At 56.6% G+C, this 19,073-nt stretch carries 13 protein-coding genes and 1 tRNA gene; 4 read left to right on the top strand and 10 right to left on the bottom strand.

Going from position 1 to position 19,073, the window contains the following annotated elements; all coding sequences use genetic code 11:
* Positions 1-85: 85 nt before the first annotated feature.
* Positions 86-2,746, top strand: a complete 2,661-nt coding sequence (gene aceE / locus ACI77I_RS22105) for a pyruvate dehydrogenase (acetyl-transferring), homodimeric type (RefSeq protein WP_406998430.1) — start codon at positions 86-88, stop codon at positions 2,744-2,746.
* Position 2,747: 1 nt separating this feature from the next.
* On the opposite strand, the gene ACI77I_RS22100 is transcribed toward aceE, so the two are convergent.
* The gene (locus ACI77I_RS22100) at positions 2,748-3,560 is read right to left on the bottom strand and encodes a DUF2242 domain-containing protein (RefSeq protein ID WP_406998429.1); all 813 of its coding nucleotides are present in this window, start codon (positions 3,558-3,560) and stop codon (positions 2,748-2,750) included.
* An 89-nt stretch (positions 3,561-3,649) separates the two neighbouring features.
* The gene (locus tag ACI77I_RS22095; RefSeq protein WP_094951488.1) at positions 3,650-4,549 is read right to left on the bottom strand and encodes a LysR family transcriptional regulator; all 900 of its coding nucleotides are present in this window, start codon (positions 4,547-4,549) and stop codon (positions 3,650-3,652) included.
* A gap of 119 nt (positions 4,550-4,668) precedes the next feature.
* Here ACI77I_RS22095 and ACI77I_RS22090 point away from each other — a divergent pair, with 119 nt between their 5' ends.
* Positions 4,669-5,844, top strand: coding sequence for an MFS transporter (locus ACI77I_RS22090; RefSeq protein WP_406998428.1), 1,176 nt, complete (start codon positions 4,669-4,671; stop codon positions 5,842-5,844).
* Positions 5,845-5,919: 75 nt separating this feature from the next.
* On the opposite strand, the gene ACI77I_RS22085 is transcribed toward ACI77I_RS22090, so the two are convergent.
* The 6 genes from ACI77I_RS22085 to tig form a co-directional block, all read right to left on the bottom strand.
* The gene (locus ACI77I_RS22085) at positions 5,920-7,794 is read right to left on the bottom strand and encodes a SurA N-terminal domain-containing protein (RefSeq protein WP_242150767.1); all 1,875 of its coding nucleotides are present in this window, start codon (positions 7,792-7,794) and stop codon (positions 5,920-5,922) included.
* A gap of 231 nt (positions 7,795-8,025) precedes the next feature.
* Complete coding sequence (locus tag ACI77I_RS22080; protein ID WP_003174819.1) at positions 8,026-8,298, bottom strand: HU family DNA-binding protein; 273 nt, start codon at positions 8,296-8,298, stop codon at positions 8,026-8,028.
* Between the two features lie 148 nt (positions 8,299-8,446).
* A complete protein-coding gene (gene lon, locus ACI77I_RS22075; RefSeq protein WP_094951485.1) occupies positions 8,447-10,843 on the bottom strand; it encodes an endopeptidase La in 2,397 nt (798 codons plus the stop codon).
* Positions 10,844-11,035: 192 nt separating this feature from the next.
* Positions 11,036-12,319, bottom strand: coding sequence for an ATP-dependent Clp protease ATP-binding subunit ClpX (gene clpX / locus ACI77I_RS22070; RefSeq protein ID WP_017136464.1), 1,284 nt, complete (start codon positions 12,317-12,319; stop codon positions 11,036-11,038).
* A gap of 112 nt (positions 12,320-12,431) precedes the next feature.
* The gene (clpP, locus tag ACI77I_RS22065) at positions 12,432-13,067 is read right to left on the bottom strand and encodes an ATP-dependent Clp endopeptidase proteolytic subunit ClpP (protein WP_094951484.1); all 636 of its coding nucleotides are present in this window, start codon (positions 13,065-13,067) and stop codon (positions 12,432-12,434) included.
* 91 nt (positions 13,068-13,158) lie between these two features.
* Positions 13,159-14,469, bottom strand: a complete 1,311-nt coding sequence (gene tig / locus ACI77I_RS22060) for a trigger factor (protein ID WP_242150770.1) — start codon at positions 14,467-14,469, stop codon at positions 13,159-13,161.
* Positions 14,470-14,613: 144 nt separating this feature from the next.
* Between tig and ACI77I_RS22055 the strand changes: the two genes are divergently transcribed.
* Positions 14,614-14,979 (top strand): hypothetical protein, encoded by a 366-nt coding sequence (locus ACI77I_RS22055; protein ID WP_242150773.1) that lies wholly within the window; start codon positions 14,614-14,616, stop codon positions 14,977-14,979.
* Positions 14,980-15,035: 56 nt separating this feature from the next.
* Here ACI77I_RS22055 and ACI77I_RS22050 read toward each other — a convergent pair.
* A tRNA-His gene (locus ACI77I_RS22050) sits at positions 15,036-15,111 on the bottom strand.
* Between the two features lie 610 nt (positions 15,112-15,721).
* Between ACI77I_RS22050 and ACI77I_RS22045 the strand changes: the two genes are divergently transcribed.
* On the top strand, positions 15,722-16,894 hold the full coding sequence (locus ACI77I_RS22045; RefSeq protein WP_406998427.1) for an acyltransferase family protein: 1,173 nt from the start codon (positions 15,722-15,724) through the stop codon (positions 16,892-16,894).
* Between the two features lie 40 nt (positions 16,895-16,934).
* Here ACI77I_RS22045 and ACI77I_RS22040 read toward each other — a convergent pair whose 3' ends face one another.
* A complete protein-coding gene (locus tag ACI77I_RS22040) occupies positions 16,935-19,055 on the bottom strand; it encodes a glycosyl hydrolase family 28-related protein (protein ID WP_406998426.1) in 2,121 nt (706 codons plus the stop codon).
* Positions 19,056-19,073 lie beyond the last annotated feature (18 nt).

Below are 19,073 nucleotides of genomic sequence, written 5' to 3'. Positions count from 1 at the left end.
AGGCATGTCGTTGCAATTGCAATTACATTTGCACTACTCCCACAAGGAGCTTGCCGCTTGAAATCCGCCTACCCTGGAGCCTCACATGACCCCCAATAACGCAGTAAGACTGGACGACGATCCACAGGAAACCCGCGAGTGGCTGGAGTCCATCGAATCGGTGCTGTCCACCGAAGGCCGCCCGCGCGCCCACTACCTGATTGATCAGTTGCTGGATTTCGACGTTGCGCGCCATGGCGACTTCTACGGGCGGGTGACTACGCCATACGTCAACACCATCCCCGTCGACCGCCAACTGCCCTACCCCGGCAACCTGGCCATCGAGCGGCGCACCAATGCGTTTATCCGCTGGAACGCGATGGCGATGGTATTGCGTGCAGGCAAACATTCCGGAGTGGGTGGGCATATCGCGACGTATGCGTCAGCCGCTGTGCTGTACGACGTAGGCTTTGACCACTTCTTCCGTGGGCGCACCGACAGCTTCGACGGCGACCTGGTGTACATCCAGGGCCATTCCTCCCCTGGCATCTACGGCCGCGCCTACTTGGAAGGCCGCATCAGCGAAGCGCAGCTGGACAACTTCCGCCGCGAGGCGGGTGGCGAAGGGTTGTCGTCCTACCCGCACCCACGCTTGATGCCGGACTTTTGGCAATTCCCCACCGTGTCCATGGGCCTGGGTCCGATCACCGCCGCCTACCAGGCGCGCTTTATGCGTTACCTGGAGTTTCGTGACCTCAAGCAGCACCAAGGCCGCAAGGTCTGGGCGTTCCTCGGTGATGGCGAAATGGACCAGCCGGAATCCCTCGCCGCGATTTCCGTGGCCGGCCGCGAGAAACTCGACAACCTGATCTTCGTGGTCAACTGCAACCTGCAACGCCTGGACGGCCCGGTGCGCGGTAATGCCAAGGTGATCCAGGAATTCGAAAGCCTGTACCGCGCCGCCGGTTGTAATGTGATCAAGGTGATCTGGGGCGGTGGCTGGGATGCGCTGCTGGAAAAGGACCACAGCGGCCTGCTGCGCCAACGCATGATGGAATGCGTGGACGGCGACTATCAGAACTACAAATCGCAGAACGGCGCCTATGTGCGCGAACATTTCTTCGGCAAATACCCCGAATTGCTAGCATTGGTTGCGGACATGTCCGACGACGAAATCTGGAAACTCTCACGCGGCGGCCATGACCCAGATAAGGTCTATAACGCCTACGCGGCCGCCGTGCGCCACAAAGGCCAGCCTACGGTGATCCTGGCCAAGACGGTGAAAGGCTTCGGCATGGGTGAAGCTGGCGAAGGCCAGAACATCAACCATCAGTTGAAGAAGATGGGCGCCGAGGCGGTAAAAGCCTTCCGCGACCGCTTCGGGCTGGAAGTGGCGGATGACCAACTCGACGAAATCCCCTACCTCAAGCCCGCGGCCGACAGCGAAGAAGCTCGCTACTTCGCCGCTCGACGCCAGGCCTTGGGCGGCTATGTGCCCGCGCGGCACACTGCCGTACAGTCCTTGCAGATCCCCGAACTGAGTGCCTTTGCAACCCAACTCAAAGACACCGGCGAACGCGCGATCTCCACCACCATGGCATTCGTACGGATCCTCGGCACGCTGCTCAAGGACCCGCACCTGGGAAAACTGATCGTGCCCATCGTGCCGGATGAGTCGCGCACCTTCGGCATGGAAAGCTTGTTTCGTCAGATCGGCATCCACTCGGCTGTAGGCCAGCTCTACACGCCGCAGGACGCCGGGCAATTGAGCTACTACAAGGAGAGCAAGGACGGACAGATCATGCAGGAAGGCCTGAATGAGTCCGGCGCCATTTCCTCGTGGATCGCGGCAAGTACGTCCTACAGCAACCACGGCCTGATGACCGTGCCGTTCTACATTTTCTACTCGATGTTCGGCTTCCAGCGCGTCGGCGACCTGGCCTGGGCGGCGGGCGACGCACGGGCGCGTGGCTTCCTGCTCGGCGCCACGGCCGGGCGCACCACGTTGATGGGCGAAGGTTTGCAGCATGACGATGGCCACAGCCACATCTTGTCGTCGGTGATCCCGTGCTGCGTCTCGTATGACCCGACGTTTGCCTACGAGCTGGCAGTGATTATTCGCGAGGGCATGCGGCGTATGTATGTCGAGCAGGAGGACATTTATTACTACATCACCCTGCTCAATGAAAACTACCCGCACCCGGCAATGCCCGAAGGCGTTGAGGAGGGGATTCTCAAGGGCATGTACCCACTGAGCAGCCACCCGCAAGCGCAGGTGCAACTGATGGGCAGTGGTTCGATATTGCGCGAAGTGATTGCCGCCAGCGAATTGCTCGACAAGGACTTCGCCATCCACAGCAATGTGTGGAGTGTGACCAGCCTGACCGAGCTACGCCGTGACGGGCACGCGGTGGAGCGCTGGAACCTGCTGCATCCGCAGAACGAGCCGCGCACCAGTTATGTCGAGCAATGCCTGGCCGGGCAAACCGGGCCGGTGGTGGTCGCCACGGACTACATGAAATTATTTGCCGACCAGATTCGCCCTTTCGTTCACGGCCGACGTTTTGTGGCGTTGGGCACCGATGGCTTCGGGCAATCGGATACCCGGGAAACCTTGCGCGAATTCTTTGAAGTGGACCGCCACTTCATTGTGCTGGCGACCCTGAAGGCGTTAGCGGATGACGGGCTGATCGGACGCGAGAACGTCAGTGAGGCGATCAGCCGCTACGGGATCAACGTCGACAAGGCGAACCCCGTAGCGGTCTGAGTTACTGCGCAGGTGTCGGCAGTGGTGGAATGGCTTCTGTTGGCGCCGGCAAGACCGGATTGGTCGGCGCTGCCGCTGGCGCCGGTGAAGGTGCAGGTGCAGGTGAAGGTTCTGCCTGCGGGGCAATCGGCGCCGCCTCCACTGGCGGTGCCAGGGGTTCGGAGGCGGCAGGCGCTGCCGGTGCTTCTTTCGGTGCCTCGACCTTCTCGGCGGCCGGAGCCGCCTTGGGTTCCGGCACACCGAGTTCAGCCTTGGGCTTCTCAGGAATATGCTCGGCCTTCTTCACTTCCTGCGGCAGAAACACGTCCACCAGCGCGAAGTAACGCTCATAAAACTTTGGCGCTGAGACCGTCTCGCTCGCGACCTTCACCATCGAGTCATCGGTGGAGCCAATCGGCATCGACACCGAACCCAACACGCCGACACCCAGGCTCGCGGAGTTGTTGACCTTCTTCAGCGCGTAGCGATCCTGCAAGGCATTGGCAAACATCGTCGAATGCTTAGCGCCTTTGCCATCATCGGCACACACCACGTTGAAGCTGATCTGCAGGTGGGTTTCGCCCGTCTGCTGGAAGCTCTTGTTACCGACCACCAGCTTAGGATCGCTGCTGGTGATGATGTAGCCCTGGCTCAACAGCGCACGGCGCGCCGCTTCACAGGCCGCCACGTCGCTGACCGGGTAATCACGGGAGAACGTACCGGAGTCGTCGAAATTCTCATGTTCGTAAATAGCGGTCTTGGGTGACGAGCAGCCCGCGGCGCCCGCCAGCACCAGCGCCAGCCCGAGGCTACGCAAGTGAAATGATGTCGACATCGAAAATCCTGAGGAAAACAGTCCGGGCGGTATTGTGCAACAGAACGAGGCCTTGGCGCGCGCATTCCTGTCGGTAAAACGTCACAGGCCTACAGGACGGCGCCTGCAGGAAAAAGCCCGGCACACATATGATCAATAAACACGCGCAGCTTGGCCGAGGCATGGCGACTTGATGGCCATAACATCCAGAAGCTGCCACGGTGCTCAAGATAATCGTCCAGCACCCGCTGCAAACGCCCTTCACGCACCGCCTGATTGACCATGAAATCCGGCAGGCAGGCAATGCCCAACCCTTCGTGCACCACATGGTTGAGGGACTCGATGGTGGTGCTGACCAGCGGTGCGCGCAGTGTGGGTTCCATTGAGCCGGGTACGTGCCGCAACGGCCAGGGTTCCAACTTGCCGGTGGCGCAAAATTTGTGGCGCAGGCAGGCGTGACCGTTCAAGTCCTGGGGCTGTTGCGGAGTGCCATATCGAGTGAAGTATTCCGGAGTGCCGACCAATACCAACTGGTAATGCCCCAGGTGACGCGCCATCAAACGCGAGTCTTCCGGCTTGCCGGTACGAATCACCGCGTCGAAGCCTTCTTCGATCACGTCGACCATGCGGTCGGAAAAGTCCACATCCAACTCGATGTCCGGGTAAGCCCGCATAAAGTCGCTGAGCACCGGCATCAACAGGCCGCGTACTTGCGGCAAGCTGATACGCAGCTTGCCCCGAGGCGTGGCGCTGGCCTCGGTCAACTCCTGCTCGGCCGCCTCGACCTCAGCGAGAATCCGCCGCGAACGCTCGAGGAACAGCGCGCCTTCACTGGTCAAAGTAATGCTGCGCGTACTGCGATGAAACAAGCGCACGCCCAGGCGCTCTTCGGTGCGCGCGATGCTTTTGCCCACGGCCGAAGACGACACCCCAAGCACGCGGCCAGCCGCGGTGAAGCTGCGAGTCTCCGCAACCTGCACAAAAACCGAGAGGCTACCCAAACTGTCCATCGCCCTACCCTTGAAGATTGCGGACATCAATGTCCGATAAGTTCGGAACCTTAGCCTGTTTTTCCGTAAGCAACAGCCCCCTACTCTGCCTGCTTGCCCTTTTTCATGGATAGCACGCGATGAGCAACAGCCCTTCACTGACCGATTCCCCCTCTGCAACCCAGCGTGACGCACTGCCACTCGGTGGTTTGCTGGCCTTGGCCGCGGCCGGGTTTATCACCATCCTCACCGAAGCCATGCCTGCCGGGCTATTGCCGCAGATGAGCGACGGGCTAAGCGTTTCGCCGGCATGGGTGGGCCAGTTGGTCACCGTGTATGCCCTCGGTTCATTGCTCGCGGCCATTCCCCTCACACTGCTGACGCGAGGCTGGCGGCGCCGGCCGTTGCTGCTGATCGCCATCGCCGGTTTTGCTTTGGTCAACAGCGTGACGGCGCTTTCCAGCCATTACGGCTTGACCCTGGTGGCGCGTTTTTTCGCCGGGGTCTTTGCGGGGCTGCTCTGGGCGCTGCTGGCCGGGTATGCCAGCCGTATGGTCGCGCCACACCTGCAAGGCCGGGCGATTGCCGTGGCGATGCTTGGCGCACCGTTGGCATTGTCACTGGGTGTACCGGCGGGCACCTTTCTCGGTACTGCCGTCGGCTGGCGCCTGAGTTTTGCGATCATGACGGGGCTGACGCTATTACTACTGGTTTGGGCGCGTTGGCAGCTCCCGGACTTCGCCGGCGAACCGGCAGGAAAACGCTTGGGGCTGCACAAAGTGCTGACCTTGCCAGGCATTCGTCCGGTGCTGTGGGTGACGTTTACCTACGTACTGGCCCACAACATTCTCTATACCTACATCGCGCCACTGCTCGAACCCGCCGGGATAGTTGCCGATATTGATCGCGTGCTGCTGGTGTTTGGCCTTGCTGCGTTGTTGAGCATCTGGCTGGCCGGTGTGCTGATTGATCGATGGTTGCGCGTGCTGCTGGTGATCAGTTGTGCGCTGTTTGGCTTGGTCGCGCTGGCATTGGCGTTCTGGATCACCTCGCCCGTGGTCATCTACGGCGCCGTGGCGTTATGGGGCCTAGCGTTTGGTGGGTTGCCGGCGTTACTGCAAACGGCATTGGCCAAGGCCGCGGGAGCGTCGGCGGATGCGGCCCAGTCGATGCTGGTCACTGTGTGGAACCTGGGCATCGCCGGTGGCGGGTTGGCCGGTGGTGTGTTGCTTCAGGGCTGGGGCGTCGGCGCTTTTGCTTGGGCGGTTGTGCTGCTGATGCTGTTGGCCTTGGCCGGTAGCCTGAATCGCGGTTAAAAAAAAGCCCCCGGTCTGAAAAGACCGGGGGCTGATCGTTCCCACACTCGCAGAGCGTGGGAGCGATCACCAACATCAGAATTTCTTGATGTCAGCCTTGGTTTCCAACTGCTTGCGGAACGCAGCAAAGTCTTGCTGGCCGATACGCGAAGCGAGGAAGCGGCGGTATTGCGCCTTTTCTTCGTCCGTCGGCGCAGCCGCTTCGTTCACGCCGTTCAAGCGCACGATCACCAGGCTACCGTCAGCCAGGGTCACGGTGGTGAAGGTCGGCTTGTCCTTGGCCGCAGGCTTAGGCATGCGGAACAGGGCTTGCAGCACGGCAGGTTCGACCCCTTCGGCGCTACGGGTAGCCGCTTCAGTGACTTTCCACGCCTGGCCGTCGATCGGCTGGTTCAGCGGGGTCTTGCCATCGCGCAGGCTGGCGATCAACTCGTCAGCATGAGCCTTGGCAGCCGCGCTGGCGCGTTCCTTGGTCATCTGCGCACGGATCGCGGCAGAGACGCTTTCCAGTGGCAGTTGCGTAGGCTTCAGGTGCTCTTTGGCTCGCAGCACGATGATGGTTTCAGGGTCCAGCTCGATGGCGGTGCTGTTGGCACCCTCATCAAGCACTTCCGGGCTGAACGCTGCGGTGACCACGGCGCGGTTGGCTGCAACGCCTTCGCCACCTTCACGACCGAACGGCGCGGAGGTGTGCACGGTCAGCTTCAGGTCAGACGCCGGCTGGGCCAAGTCGGAAGCTTCGAATGCCGCATCTTCCAATTGCTTGGAGGCATCGACAAAGCGCTGCTCAACTTGCTGGGTCTTGAGCTCGCGGGTCAGCTTGTCTTTCAGGCTGGCAAACGATGGCACTTGGGGTGCTTCAACGCCCAACAGCTTGATCAAGTGCCAACCGAACGTGGTGCGTACCGGCGCCGAAACCTGATCCTTGTTCAACGCGTACAGCGCCGTTTCGAAGTCCGGGTCGTAGACGCCTGGGCCGGCAAAACCGAGGTCGCCGCCATTGTTGGCCGAACCTGGATCCTGGGAGAACTCCTTGGCCAGGGCTTCAAACTTCTCACCCTTGGCCAGGCGTGCCTGGATTTCTTCGATCTTGGCCTTGGCTTGCGCCTCGGTGACCTTGTCGTTGACTTCAATCAGGATATGCGCGGCACGACGCTGTTCAGCGAGGTTGGCGGTTTCTTTCTGATAGGCAGCCTGCAGCTCTTCGTCCTTGACGGTGACCTGGTCGAAGAAGGAAGACTTCTTCAGTTCCAGATAGTCGATAACCACCTGGTCCGGGGTCATGAACTCTTTGGCGTGCTGGTCGTAGTAAGCCTTGACCTCGTCGTCGGTGAGCTTCACCGCCGCAGGGTTGGCCTTGATGTTGACGGTGGCGAAATCGCGGGTCTGTTTTTCCAGACGGGCGAATGCCAGCACTTCGGCGTCGGTGACGAAACCGCTGCCGGCGATACCTGCGCGAACCTGGCCGATCAGCATTTCCTGGGTCAACATCTGACGGAATTGCATGCGGCTGTAGCCCAGTTGACGGATCACCTGGTCAAAGCGTTCGGCGCTGAACTTGCCGTCCACCTGGAATTCCGGAGTCTGCAGGATCACCTGATCCAGGGCCGCTTCAGAGAAGCCGAACTTGGAATCAGCCGCGCCTTGCAGCAACAGCTTGCGATCGATCAGACCCTTGAGGGCCGCATCGCGCAGCAGTTTTTCGTCCAGCAGAGAAGCATCGAAATCCTTGCCCAGCTGTTGCATCAGCTGGCGACGTTGCATGTCGACGGCCTGGCTCAATTCGGTTTGGGTGATTTCTTCACCGTTGACCTTGGCCACGTCCTGCGTGTTGTTGGTCGAAGCCTGGAAAATAGCCTCGATACCGGTGAACGCCATCAATGCGACGATGATCCCGATAATAGTTTTGGCAATCCAGCCTTGTGAATTGTCCCTGATATTCTGCAGCATGCGTCCCCCAGAAACGGTTGATCTTCAAGAATTAGGCAACCGTGGAGCGTGGGTAGAGTCCGGATAGAAGAAAGGCGCATCCGAGGATGCGCCTTCTCGTAACTGGCGGAGCGGACGGGGGTTTGAACCCACACCCCCGGCGTGGCGACCCGATGGATACTTGGGTCAGCTGCCGCTCCGCTGCCAGGCCAGACCTGCGTCCGACCCGGGTAGGTAAGGCTTGAACGAAGCTTAGTTAACGGCTTCTTTCAGGGCTTTACCGGCTTTGAAACCTGGTTTCTTGGCAGCAGCGATTTGCAGTGCTTTGCCAGTCTGTGGGTTACGGCCAGTACGCGCTGGGCGGTCAGTCACAGAGAAAGTACCGAAGCCTACCAGCACTACGGAGTCGCCGGCCTTCAGAGCGCCAGTGACGGATTCGATTACTGCGTCCAGCGCACGGCCAGCAGCAGCTTTCGGGATATCAGCGGATGCGGCGATAGCATCAATCAGTTCCGACTTGTTCACTCTAAGTCCCCTTATATATCTATTGAGTATGATTCTAAGTTTTTTGGTGAAAGCAAAAACCAGTGCTGAATGGCCTACAGACACTTAAGAGCCGCTTTATAACAAGGGCTCTAAAAAGCTGTCAAGGAAGCCCCCAGGCTTATTCGCATTAATGCGTGCTAATTCTTTCCTTGGAATCAGACTCACGTTTTTCGTCCTTAGCGACAATCTCCGGAGCCACATCCGGCAAGGGCTCCGGCGCGTATTGCAGCGCAATTTGCAGGACCTCGTCAATCCATTTAACCGGTTTAATCTGAAGATCCGCCTTAATATTGTCCGGAATTTCCTTCAAGTCGCGAACATTCTCTTCAGGAATGATCACGGTCTTGATTCCACCCCGGTGCGCAGCGAGCAATTTCTCTTTCAGACCACCGATGGCCAATACCTGGCCACGCAGGGTAATTTCGCCAGTCATTGCCACATCGGCGCGCACAGGGATGCCGGTCAATGCCGACACCAGGGCCGTGCACATGCCTACGCCAGCGCTAGGGCCGTCTTTGGGCGTTGCCCCTTCCGGCATATGGATGTGGGTGTCGTGCTTCTCGTGGAAGTCCAGGGGGATCCCCAGGCTCTTCGCGCGGCTGCGCACCACGGTCTGCGCGGCCGTGATGGATTCGACCATCACATCGCCCAGCGAACCCGTTTTGATCAGTTGGCCTTTGCCCGGGATCACCGCGGCTTCAATGGTCAGCAATTCGCCGCCCACCTGGGTCCACGCCAGGCCAGTCACCTGCCCTACTTGATCCTGCTGCTCAGCCAGGCCGTAACGGAATTTTTTCACACCCAGGAAGTGTTCCAGGGAGTCGGCAACCACCTTCACCGAGAAGCGTTTTTCCAGTGCGTGTTCTTTGACCGCCTTACGGCAAATCTTCGCGATCTGGCGCTCAAGGCCCCGTACACCCGCCTCGCGGGTGTAGTAACGCACGATGTCACGGATCGATTCGACATCAAATTCGATCTCGCCCTTTTTCAGACCGTTGGCCGAAATTTGCTTGGGCGCGAGGTATTTGACAGCGATGTTGATCTTCTCGTCTTCGGTATAACCCGGCAGACGAATCACCTCCATCCGGTCCAGCAAGGCTGGCGGAATGTTCATGGAGTTGGAGGTGCACAGGAACATTACGTCGGACAGGTCGTAGTCGACTTCCAGGTAATGGTCGTTGAAATTGTGGTTCTGCTCAGGGTCGAGGACTTCGAGCAATGCCGAGGCCGGATCGCCACGCATGTCGCTGCCCATTTTGTCGATTTCATCGAGCAGGAACAGCGGGTTGCGCACACCCACTTTTGTCATCTTTTGAATCAATCTTCCCGGCATCGAACCGATGTAAGTCCGACGATGGCCGCGAATTTCCGCTTCATCGCGCACACCACCGAGGGCCATGCGCACGAATTTACGGTTGGTGGCGTTGGCAATCGACTCAGCCAGGGACGTTTTACCGACACCAGGAGGACCCACCAGGCACAACACCGGGCCACGAATCTTCTTCACACGCTTTTGCACGGCGAGGTATTCGAGGATGCGTTCTTTGACTTCTTCGAGGCCATAATGGTCGGCGTCGAGAATATCTTCGGCACGGGCCAAGTCCAGGCGCACTTTGGTCTGGGCCTTCCACGGCACTTGCACCAGCCAGTCGATGTAGGAACGCACCACGGTGGCTTCGGCCGACATCGGCGACATTTGCTTGAGCTTGTTCAGCTCGGCGTTAGCCTTGGTCAGGGCGTCTTTCGGCAGGCCGGCGGCGTCGATGCGCTTTTTCAGCTCTTCGATTTCGTTGTGGCCTTCCTCGCTGTCGCCGAGTTCTTTCTGAATGGCCTTCATCTGCTCATTCAGGTAGTACTCGCGCTGGCTGCGCTCCATTTGTTTCTTCACACGACCACGGATGCGCTTCTCAACCTGCAGCAGGTCGATCTCGCCATCCAGCAGTGCCAGCACGTGTTCGACACGGGCCGACAGGTCGATGATTTCGAGGATGTCTTGCTTCTGCTCAATTTTCAGCGCCATGTGCGCAGCCATGGTGTCAACCAGGCGGCTTGGCTCATCAATGCTGTTGAGGGACGACAGGACTTCAGCCGGGACTTTCTTGCCCAACTGCACATACTGCTCGAACTGCGAGAGCAGGCTGCGCACAAACACTTCGGATTCGCGCTCAGGGGCTTCGACTTCGTCGATCAGCGCCACTTCGGCGCGCAGGTGGCCATCCACCTCCATGAAACGTTCCACCGCGCCGCGCTGCTCGCCCTCTACCAGCACCTTGACGGTGCCATCGGGCAACTTGAGCAATTGCAGGACAGTAGCAATGGTACCGACGCGATACAGGGCGTCTTCGCCTGGATCATCATCAGCTGGATTCTTCTGGGCTAACAGCAGAATCTGCTTGTCGCCCGTCATCGCAGCCTCGAGGGCTTCGATAGACTTCTCGCGCCCCACGAACAGCGGGATAACCATGTGCGGATAGACGACGACATCACGCAACGGCAGGAGAGGCAATTCGATGGTTGTCTTCATGATTTCGCCTCTATGACAGTTGAAAAGTAAGCTTGAAACCAAGATGGGGGCTGCTTGCAAAAAAAACAAGCTCAATGCCAGCAGTTAAACGCATGAATAAACGCGAATTTAAAATAACTGCCGAAAAAAACCGACCACAAAAAAACAAGGGGCCCCGAAAGGCCCCTTGCTTGTACTGCGACGACTAAACGCTTACGCGTCGGGTGCAGCCTTGGCAGCCGGCTCACTGTTTTCGTAGATATACAGTGGCTTGGACTTGCCCTCAATAACGCTTTCGTCGATCACCACTTTACTCACCTCGGACTGCGAGGGAATTTCATACATGGTGTCGAGCAACACGCCTTCGAGGATCGAACGCAAACCACGTGCACCGGTCTTGCGCTCCAGTGCCCGCTTGGCCACTGATTTGAGTGCGTCGGTACGGAACTCGAGGTCTACACCTTCCATCTCGAACAACTTGGCATATTGCTTGGTCAGGGCGTTTTTCGGCTCGGTGAGGATCTGAATCAACGCAGCCTCATCCAGCTCGTCCAACGTGGCCAGGACCGGCAGACGGCCAACGAATTCCGGGATCAGACCGAACTTGACCAAATCGTCAGGCTCGACTTCACGCAGGGACTCGCCCACCTTCTTGCCTTCTTCCTTGCTGCGCACTTCCGCACCGAAACCGATGCCGCCACGCGTGGAACGCTGCTGAATAACCTTCTCCAGACCGGAGAACGCACCGCCACAGATGAACAGGATGTTGCGCGTATCAACCTGAAGGAATTCCTGCTGCGGGTGCTTGCGGCCGCCTTGTGGCGGTACGGAAGCAACCGTGCCTTCGATCAGTTTCAAAAGAGCTTGCTGCACGCCTTCACCGGAAACGTCCCGAGTGATCGACGGGTTGTCGGACTTGCGCGAAATCTTGTCGATTTCGTCGATGTAGACAATACCCATCTGGGCTTTCTCTACGTCGTAGTCGCACTTCTGCAGCAGTTTCTGAATGATGTTCTCGACATCTTCACCCACGTAGCCAGCCTCAGTGAGGGTGGTGGCGTCGGCGATGGTGAACGGAACGTTCAGCAGACGAGCGAGGGTTTCTGCAAGCAAGGTTTTACCCGAGCCTGTAGGACCGATCAGCAAGATGTTGCTCTTGCCGAGTTCGACTTCGTCGCCTTTCTTGTCACGCTGGTTCAAGCGCTTGTAGTGGTTGTACACCGCTACGGCCAGAACCTTCTTTGCACGCTCTTGACCAATCACGTACTGATCAAGGATGCCGCTGATTTCTTTAGGCGAAGGTAATTTATGCGCGCTGCTCTCGGCCTGGGCTTCCTGCACCTCCTCGCGGATGATGTCATTGCACAGGTCGACGCACTCGTCGCAGATAAACACCGAGGGGCCGGCAATCAATTTGCGCACTTCATGCTGGCTTTTGCCGCAGAAGGAGCAATAGAGCAGCTTGCCGTTGTCCTCGCCGTTGCGGGTGTCAGTCATTCGTTCGATCCAAATCCGATAGGCTTGCAACACAAGATGAAGGCTTATGCGGGCTTTTTCAAGCCCGCCGGTGGTCGGACATGCCGACCAGCCCTATTTTGAGGTGCTTATATTAAGCGGGGCGCTTTTCGATCACTGCGTCGATCAACCCATAGTCGCGCGCAGCTTCGGCGCTCATGAAGTTGTCACGATTGGTGTCACGCTCGATTTCTTCCAGGGTGTGCCCGCTGTGCTTGGCCATCAATGTGTTGAGGCGCTCACGAATAAACAGGATTTCCTTGGCGTGAATCTCGATGTCCGACGCCTGGCCCTGGAAACCGCCCAGAGGCTGGTGAATCATCACGCGCGAGTTAGGCAGGCAGTAACGCTTGCCCTCGGCACCTGCGGTGAGCAGGAACGCGCCCATGCTGCAGGCCTGACCGATGCAGGTGGTCGATACGTTTGGCTTGATGAACTGCATGGTGTCGTAGATCGACATGCCCGCCGTTACCGAACCGCCCGGAGAGTTAATGTAAAGATGGATGTCCTTGTCCGGGTTTTCCGCTTCAAGGAACAGCAGTTGCGCGCAGATCAGGTTGGCCATGTAGTCCTCTACAGGGCCGACCAGAAAGATCACTCGCTCCTTGAGCAGGCGCGAGTAGATGTCATAGGCGCGTTCGCCACGAGCAGATTGCTCGACAACCATCGGGACCAGGCCGCCAGCGGCCTGGACATCAGAGTTCTGCTGAATATAGGAATTAAGGAACATGCTCTGCAGTTACTCCCAAATAGTCATGTCTTGAAAACGCATAAGCCAGCGCGAGGCTGGCTTATGGTTGTATTTCCAACGAGTTGGACAATCAGTCGGCTTGTGCTGCTTCCGCCGGTTTGACTGCTTCTTCGTAAGAGACCGCTTTATCGGTCACCTTAGCCTTCTGCAGAACAGTATCCACAACTTGTTCTTCCAGCACAACCGAACGCACTTCGTTCAGCTGCTGGTCGTTCTTGTAGTACCAAGCCACAACCTGCTCAGGCTCCTGGTAGGCCGAAGCCATTTCCTGGATCATTTCGCGAACACGGTCTTCGTCAGGCTTGAGGTCGAATTGCTTGACCACTTCAGCCACAACCAGGCCCAGCACAACGCGGCGCTTGGCTTGTTCTTCGAACAGCTCGGCCGGCAGTTGGTCAGGCTTGATGTTGCCACCGAACTGCTGAACCGCTTGAACGCGCAGGCGATCCACTTCGTTGGACAGCAGGGCCTTAGGCACTTCGATCGGGTTGGCGGCCAGCAGACCGTCCATGACCTGGTTCTTGACCTTGGACTTGATGGCCTGACGCAGCTCGCGCTCCATGTTCTTGCGAACTTCGGTGCGGAAGCCTTCGATACCGGTTTCCTTGATACCGAATTGAGCGAAGAACTCTTCGTTCAGTTCTGGCAGCTTAGGCTCGGACACACTGTTGACAGTCACAGTGAACTCGGCGGCCTTACCAGCCAGGTCCAGGTTCTGGTAGTCAGCAGGGAACGTCAGGTTCAGAACGCGCTCTTCGCCGGCTTTGGCGCCAACCAGGCCATCTTCAAAGCCTGGGATCATACGGTTGGAACCCAGCACCAGCTGAGTGCCCTTGGCGGAGCCGCCAGCGAATACTTCGCCGTCAACCTTGCCAACGAAATCGATGTTCAGTTGGTCTTCGTTCTGGGCAGCGCGATCGGCCACTTCGAAACGCGTGTTCTGCTTGCGCAGGATTTCCAGCATGTTGTCCAGATCGGCATCCGCCACGTCAGCGCTCAGGCGCTCAACAGCGATGCCTTCGAAACCGGCAACGGTGAACTCTGGGAACACTTCGAATACAGCGACGTATTCCAGGTCTTTACCAGCTTCCAGAGACTTAGGCTCGATCGAAGGCGAGCCGGCTGGGTTCAGCTTGTGCTCGACAACCGCTTCATAGAAAGAAGCCTGGATCACGTCACCAATCGCTTCCTGACGCGCATCGGCACCAAAACGACGCTTGATTTCGCTCATTGGCACTTTGCCTGGACGGAAACCAGCGATTTTGGCCTTTTGGGCAGTCTGCTGCAGACGCTTGTTGACCGCAGTCTCAATACGCTCTGCCGGCACGGTGATGCTCAGGCGGCGCTCGATAGCAGTAGGTTTTTCAACAGAAACTTGCATGGATATTCCTCGTTGCACAGACGTTAGCCGGCCGTTTCCGACCCCAGAATCAAGGGCATGCATTCTAGTGGGTCAAACTCAAGAAGTCACCCTACTGAAAACGGGTGGAAAAACAGCAGACCATTTATAGGTTCAAGTGCACGCATGCACCTCATCCCGTTAGCAAATACAGCTCATCACGCCAGGGCTCTGCATCAACCCTTCTATATAGAAGGGCGTGGACACACACCCTCGGCGACCGGCCTTGCAGGCAAGGCCGTAGGGCACGGCAGCAGCATCGAGAAACACAAATACGACGAAACGCCCCACCCTCGAAACTCAAAACACTTAAACAAAAACGGCACAGCCCTTTTTCAGGTACTGCGCCGTTATTCGCTATTAAATAGCTGCACTGACCCTCATATAGCCTCGGATCAGTTCTACACGCTCAAAACCGGCAACGATTCTAACGCCAAGGCATTGAGAATGCTTGTTTTTTCTTGGCGTCAAGATCCACCGCACAAGCGATAGGAAATATCCGACACAAAAAAAGCGCCAGATCATTGATCTGGCGCTTTTTAATAATATGGGGTGGACGAAGGGGATCGAACCCTCGACAACGGGAGTCACAATCCCGTGCTCTACCAACTGAGCTACGCCCACCATATTGCATTAACAAAGAACTCAAACATCTTCTTTGTTGAACCCTGCACCACCTGACGGCGGCACAACGTTTTAATTGGTGCGGATGAAGAGACTCGAACTCTTACGCCTCGCGGCGCTGGAACCTAAATCATACGCATCAACGTAAACCAGTGCAACATCAATAGGTTACGGCGCCCGCAACCGTCACAACCGTTCAGAAGGATCGCATCATGTCACAATGTGCCATGACGTGCGACACAATATCGTCACAAGACCTTTATGCACCCCTCCCCGGCGTCCTGCCGACCGAACACAAACCACCCAAAGAACACCGGCTGCTAAGCTGTTCACTCTGCCGGAGGAACGCCGATGCCCAACTCAGACCTGCTCCCTTCCCTGCTCTCCAAGCTCTACGAAAACCAGCTGGCCCTCTCTTGGCGAATCATCAACCGCTGTACTAGCCAGTGTACTTTTTCAGCATCGCTGGGGCGACATCTAAGCATTTCTGCCAGCCGATCATAGGTCAGCTGCCGAACCAAGAATAGACCACACAGCGGCGACTGTATCAAGCCTGTCAAAAGACAGGTTTCCAGCTATAGAATGCCGCCACTATCAGAAGGGAATACTGATGTCTTCGATCACGCATAACAAAAATCTAGAAATTGAGGCGTTACGCGCCATTGCCGTTTTCCTCCCCGTCATGGGCCACCTAGGAAACCTTCTATTCTGGTATCCAGAAATAGGAAACTGGTCGTACGGGCTATGGGCAGGCGTAGATATATTTTTCTGCATATCTGGGTACGTAATCGCCAACGCTTTTTATAAAACCTTTTACGCATCAGCGAGATTAGAAAGCAAGGCAACCTTCGTTAAGGAAATGGTCTCGTTCTACATACGTCGCGCGTACAGAATAATGCCGTCTGCAATGCTATGGATTTTAATAGTCTGCGCGCTATCGGTCACATTCAATCAAACGGGAATATTCACGACGCTCAAGGCGAACATCTTTGACGGACTGTCGGTGGCAATGTTTATGTCAAACATCCATTTCGCCAGCTGTTATTTATCCACACTGGGAAACAAAGTTTGTGGGAGCAATGGGATTTATTGGAGCATCTCTCTTGAAGAACAGTTCTATTTTATATTCCCTTTCCTGTTCCTCCTAAGGCTGCGCTGGATATTCTGGCTCGCCGCTGCGGTTCTGGTGGGTACCGGTATTGCCTACTTTAACTTGACCATGCTGTATGTGCTGTACACCAGGATGGATGGGATTATGTTGGGCGTATGCCTAGCGATATTCAGGAACACAGCGGCCTACTCGTTGATTGAACCAAAGTTTATTGCAAATAGCCTGCTGAAATACTTCACAGCAATTGCATTGATAAGCGCAATCTTAATCGTCCCTTCCAATGGCGGTGTGGTTCCTTTCGTGTTCACAGCCGTTACACTGCTTTGCACGCTGACGGTGTGGCTTGGCTCATATCAAGGCGGCTACCTATTCCCTAAAGGCATTGTTCGCAACGCACTCGCGTATGTAGGTGTCAGGTCATTTGCAATTTACTTGGTTCACAACCCGGCGTTTTGGCTCACAAGAGAAATATGGGCGAGAGTTGAAGGTGTGGGATTCCAGTTTGATTCGCAGTATGACGTCAAGTTTTGCATAACCGCCATTACGCTGATCGCGATATTTTCCGAACTAAACTATAGGTTTATAGAAAAGCCTTTCAGGAAAATAGGCATAGAAAAGTCCAAGGCTTACCTACGCAGCAGGACTTCGACCGCCGAACCTGCTCACTCGTAAACGAAAGCGGGTGGTCGGCTACAGCCAGACCACCCAAGGATCAAAGATTGCCTCTCACAAAGCCTTGCCCACCCCACGAAGCTGATATGAATACTTGAGTGGCCGCACCAACAACAAGAAGCGTTAGGCTGCCGTCTGTCCCGACTGCTATACGGCACGGCACGTACTGGCTGGAAACGATAGCAATTGCTCCAAAATCGATGCCGGACGTATACCTGAAACCAACTGGCAAGACTCCGATCTGCAAACCATTCCCGCCACCGGACGGACAGTTCAGCGAGCCGTTAAGGAACAGACGGCCATCTGCCGGGGAGCTCATGACGTTCAACGGTTCTGCTCCGCCACCCGGGGTAGTGAAACTATTTAGAAGCGTAATTTGCTTGCGCAATCCGCGAGTTCCGACACCTAGGTCTGTAATGGCCTGAGGGAACGTGGTGCCGATTTCATTCTTTTCAATAATTGTGTCTGTAGCTGAGCCAGTTATAAAAATTGCAGAAGCTGCGTTGCTCGCCAGCGCCGAAGAAAATCTGTTATGCGAAACCTCAGTTTGTGCGGCGTTATTGATACGTAGAATCGTCGATAATGCTGCGGTGCCAAATGATCCGACACTATTCCCAGAAAACACCGCCCACGCCATCCCCCCTTCAGTCCCATCGAAATCTATGCACGCGCTAGATCCAGTGCCGGTACCATGACTTTGCTCGATGTTGTTGTTTATCATTGTCAGCTTTAGACCGTTGAGGGCAACGACCGCCCCGCCATCGCAATCAAAGTTAGACTGCTCAATGGTTAGTTGCGACGACTGGCCGCCACCCGCAAAAATACTTTTGTTGCTTACCCCGATGTGGCCAGTCCCCGGACTTGATCGAAAAATGCAGTTCCTGAATGTGTTGCTATCTCCTGCGTTTGTAAGCTTAGTCCCCTCCCAAAACGCGTTGCGCTCAAACAAGCTATTCGCTGGTCCGCCCTGCGGGTTGACGGTGTTGGTAAACCATTCGAATGAGTAATCGTTCCCTGGGCCGAAGTAGCACCCTTCCATATGAAAGCAGGAAGAGTTTGAAACAGCGCTCATATCCACATAGACAGATCGCTTGCCGCGCTTATTTCCGGGGTTGTTCGGATACGTAAATAATCCTTTAATCTCCACAAAGTCCAAAATAGTGGCGACTGTCGGCTTTATTAAAATGTAGTCGGCAGTATTAGGCAGGGTAGGCACAGGGACGATTTGCACGCGCAGTGCGCCCTCCCCAATCATTGATACGCCCTTGTTGAGAATACAGTACCCGGACCCTGGCGCGGATTCATCAACCATGTAAACGCCTGTTGGAAAATAAACCCCCTTGCGGGCAGATACGGCGGCCTCCATCGCGAGGTTGATAAACGGCGTATCGTTCGCGGTCCCATCCCCGCGGGCGCCAAACTGGCGAACATTCAACGGGCCGTTAGAGATGAGCTGCCAACTTGAGCCGGTGTAGAAATATTCGCCGCCACCACCATCTCCAGGACTGTAATAGCCGAGCGTTCGTGCGCGCTGGTTGCGGGTGGGCGATAGTGCGATCAGGGCGGCATGGGTATCAACTGTGCGTTGAACGCCGAAACGCAGATAGTCAAAAAGGGTTCCGGCGTCGTAAAGGATCCCTGTTGTGGTGTTGATCAACCCTGTCACGCCATCCAGAAGAAGGGACACCCAGTTCTTGGTTGCGGCATCTTGCGCATCTACTGGATCCTTAACGCTGGTGATCCGACGGTCCTCAGCGAAGAAGTAGTCTCGACCCAGCGGCCTGGTAAGCGCTCGCTTGAACGTTGATAGTCCCTGCTGAATCAGCATAGTCAGCTTGTCGAACACATCCTCATGCGTCTCGGCCAGGAACTTGCCCTGGTTGCGCAGGCTAGTTTGTTGAAACGCTTCCATTTCTCGCGACACGACAAGCTGGCCAGGACCCGCCAGGGCTGTGTTGGTAATGACACTCCCGCCCTGGTCATTGCCTGCACCGTTGGCCGTGTAGTGCGTTCCAAGCGTCAATATCGAACTGACACCCAGCGGGTTGACGTACGTTACGACCAAGTCCTCATTTGCCAGGAACTTGAAATAGAACGGGTAATTGGTCGTCACCCCATTGGTCTCAAACTCTGCAACGCTGCTGATTGTGTTGACGGTCACGGTTGTGACTCCTTTCCT

It is taken from the genome of Pseudomonas sp. D47, from assembly GCF_045447305.1.
Lineage (GTDB): Bacteria > Pseudomonadota > Gammaproteobacteria > Pseudomonadales > Pseudomonadaceae > Aquipseudomonas.
Note: the sequence above shows the minus strand (reverse complement) of the source record. Positions and strands in the feature narration are given on the sequence as shown.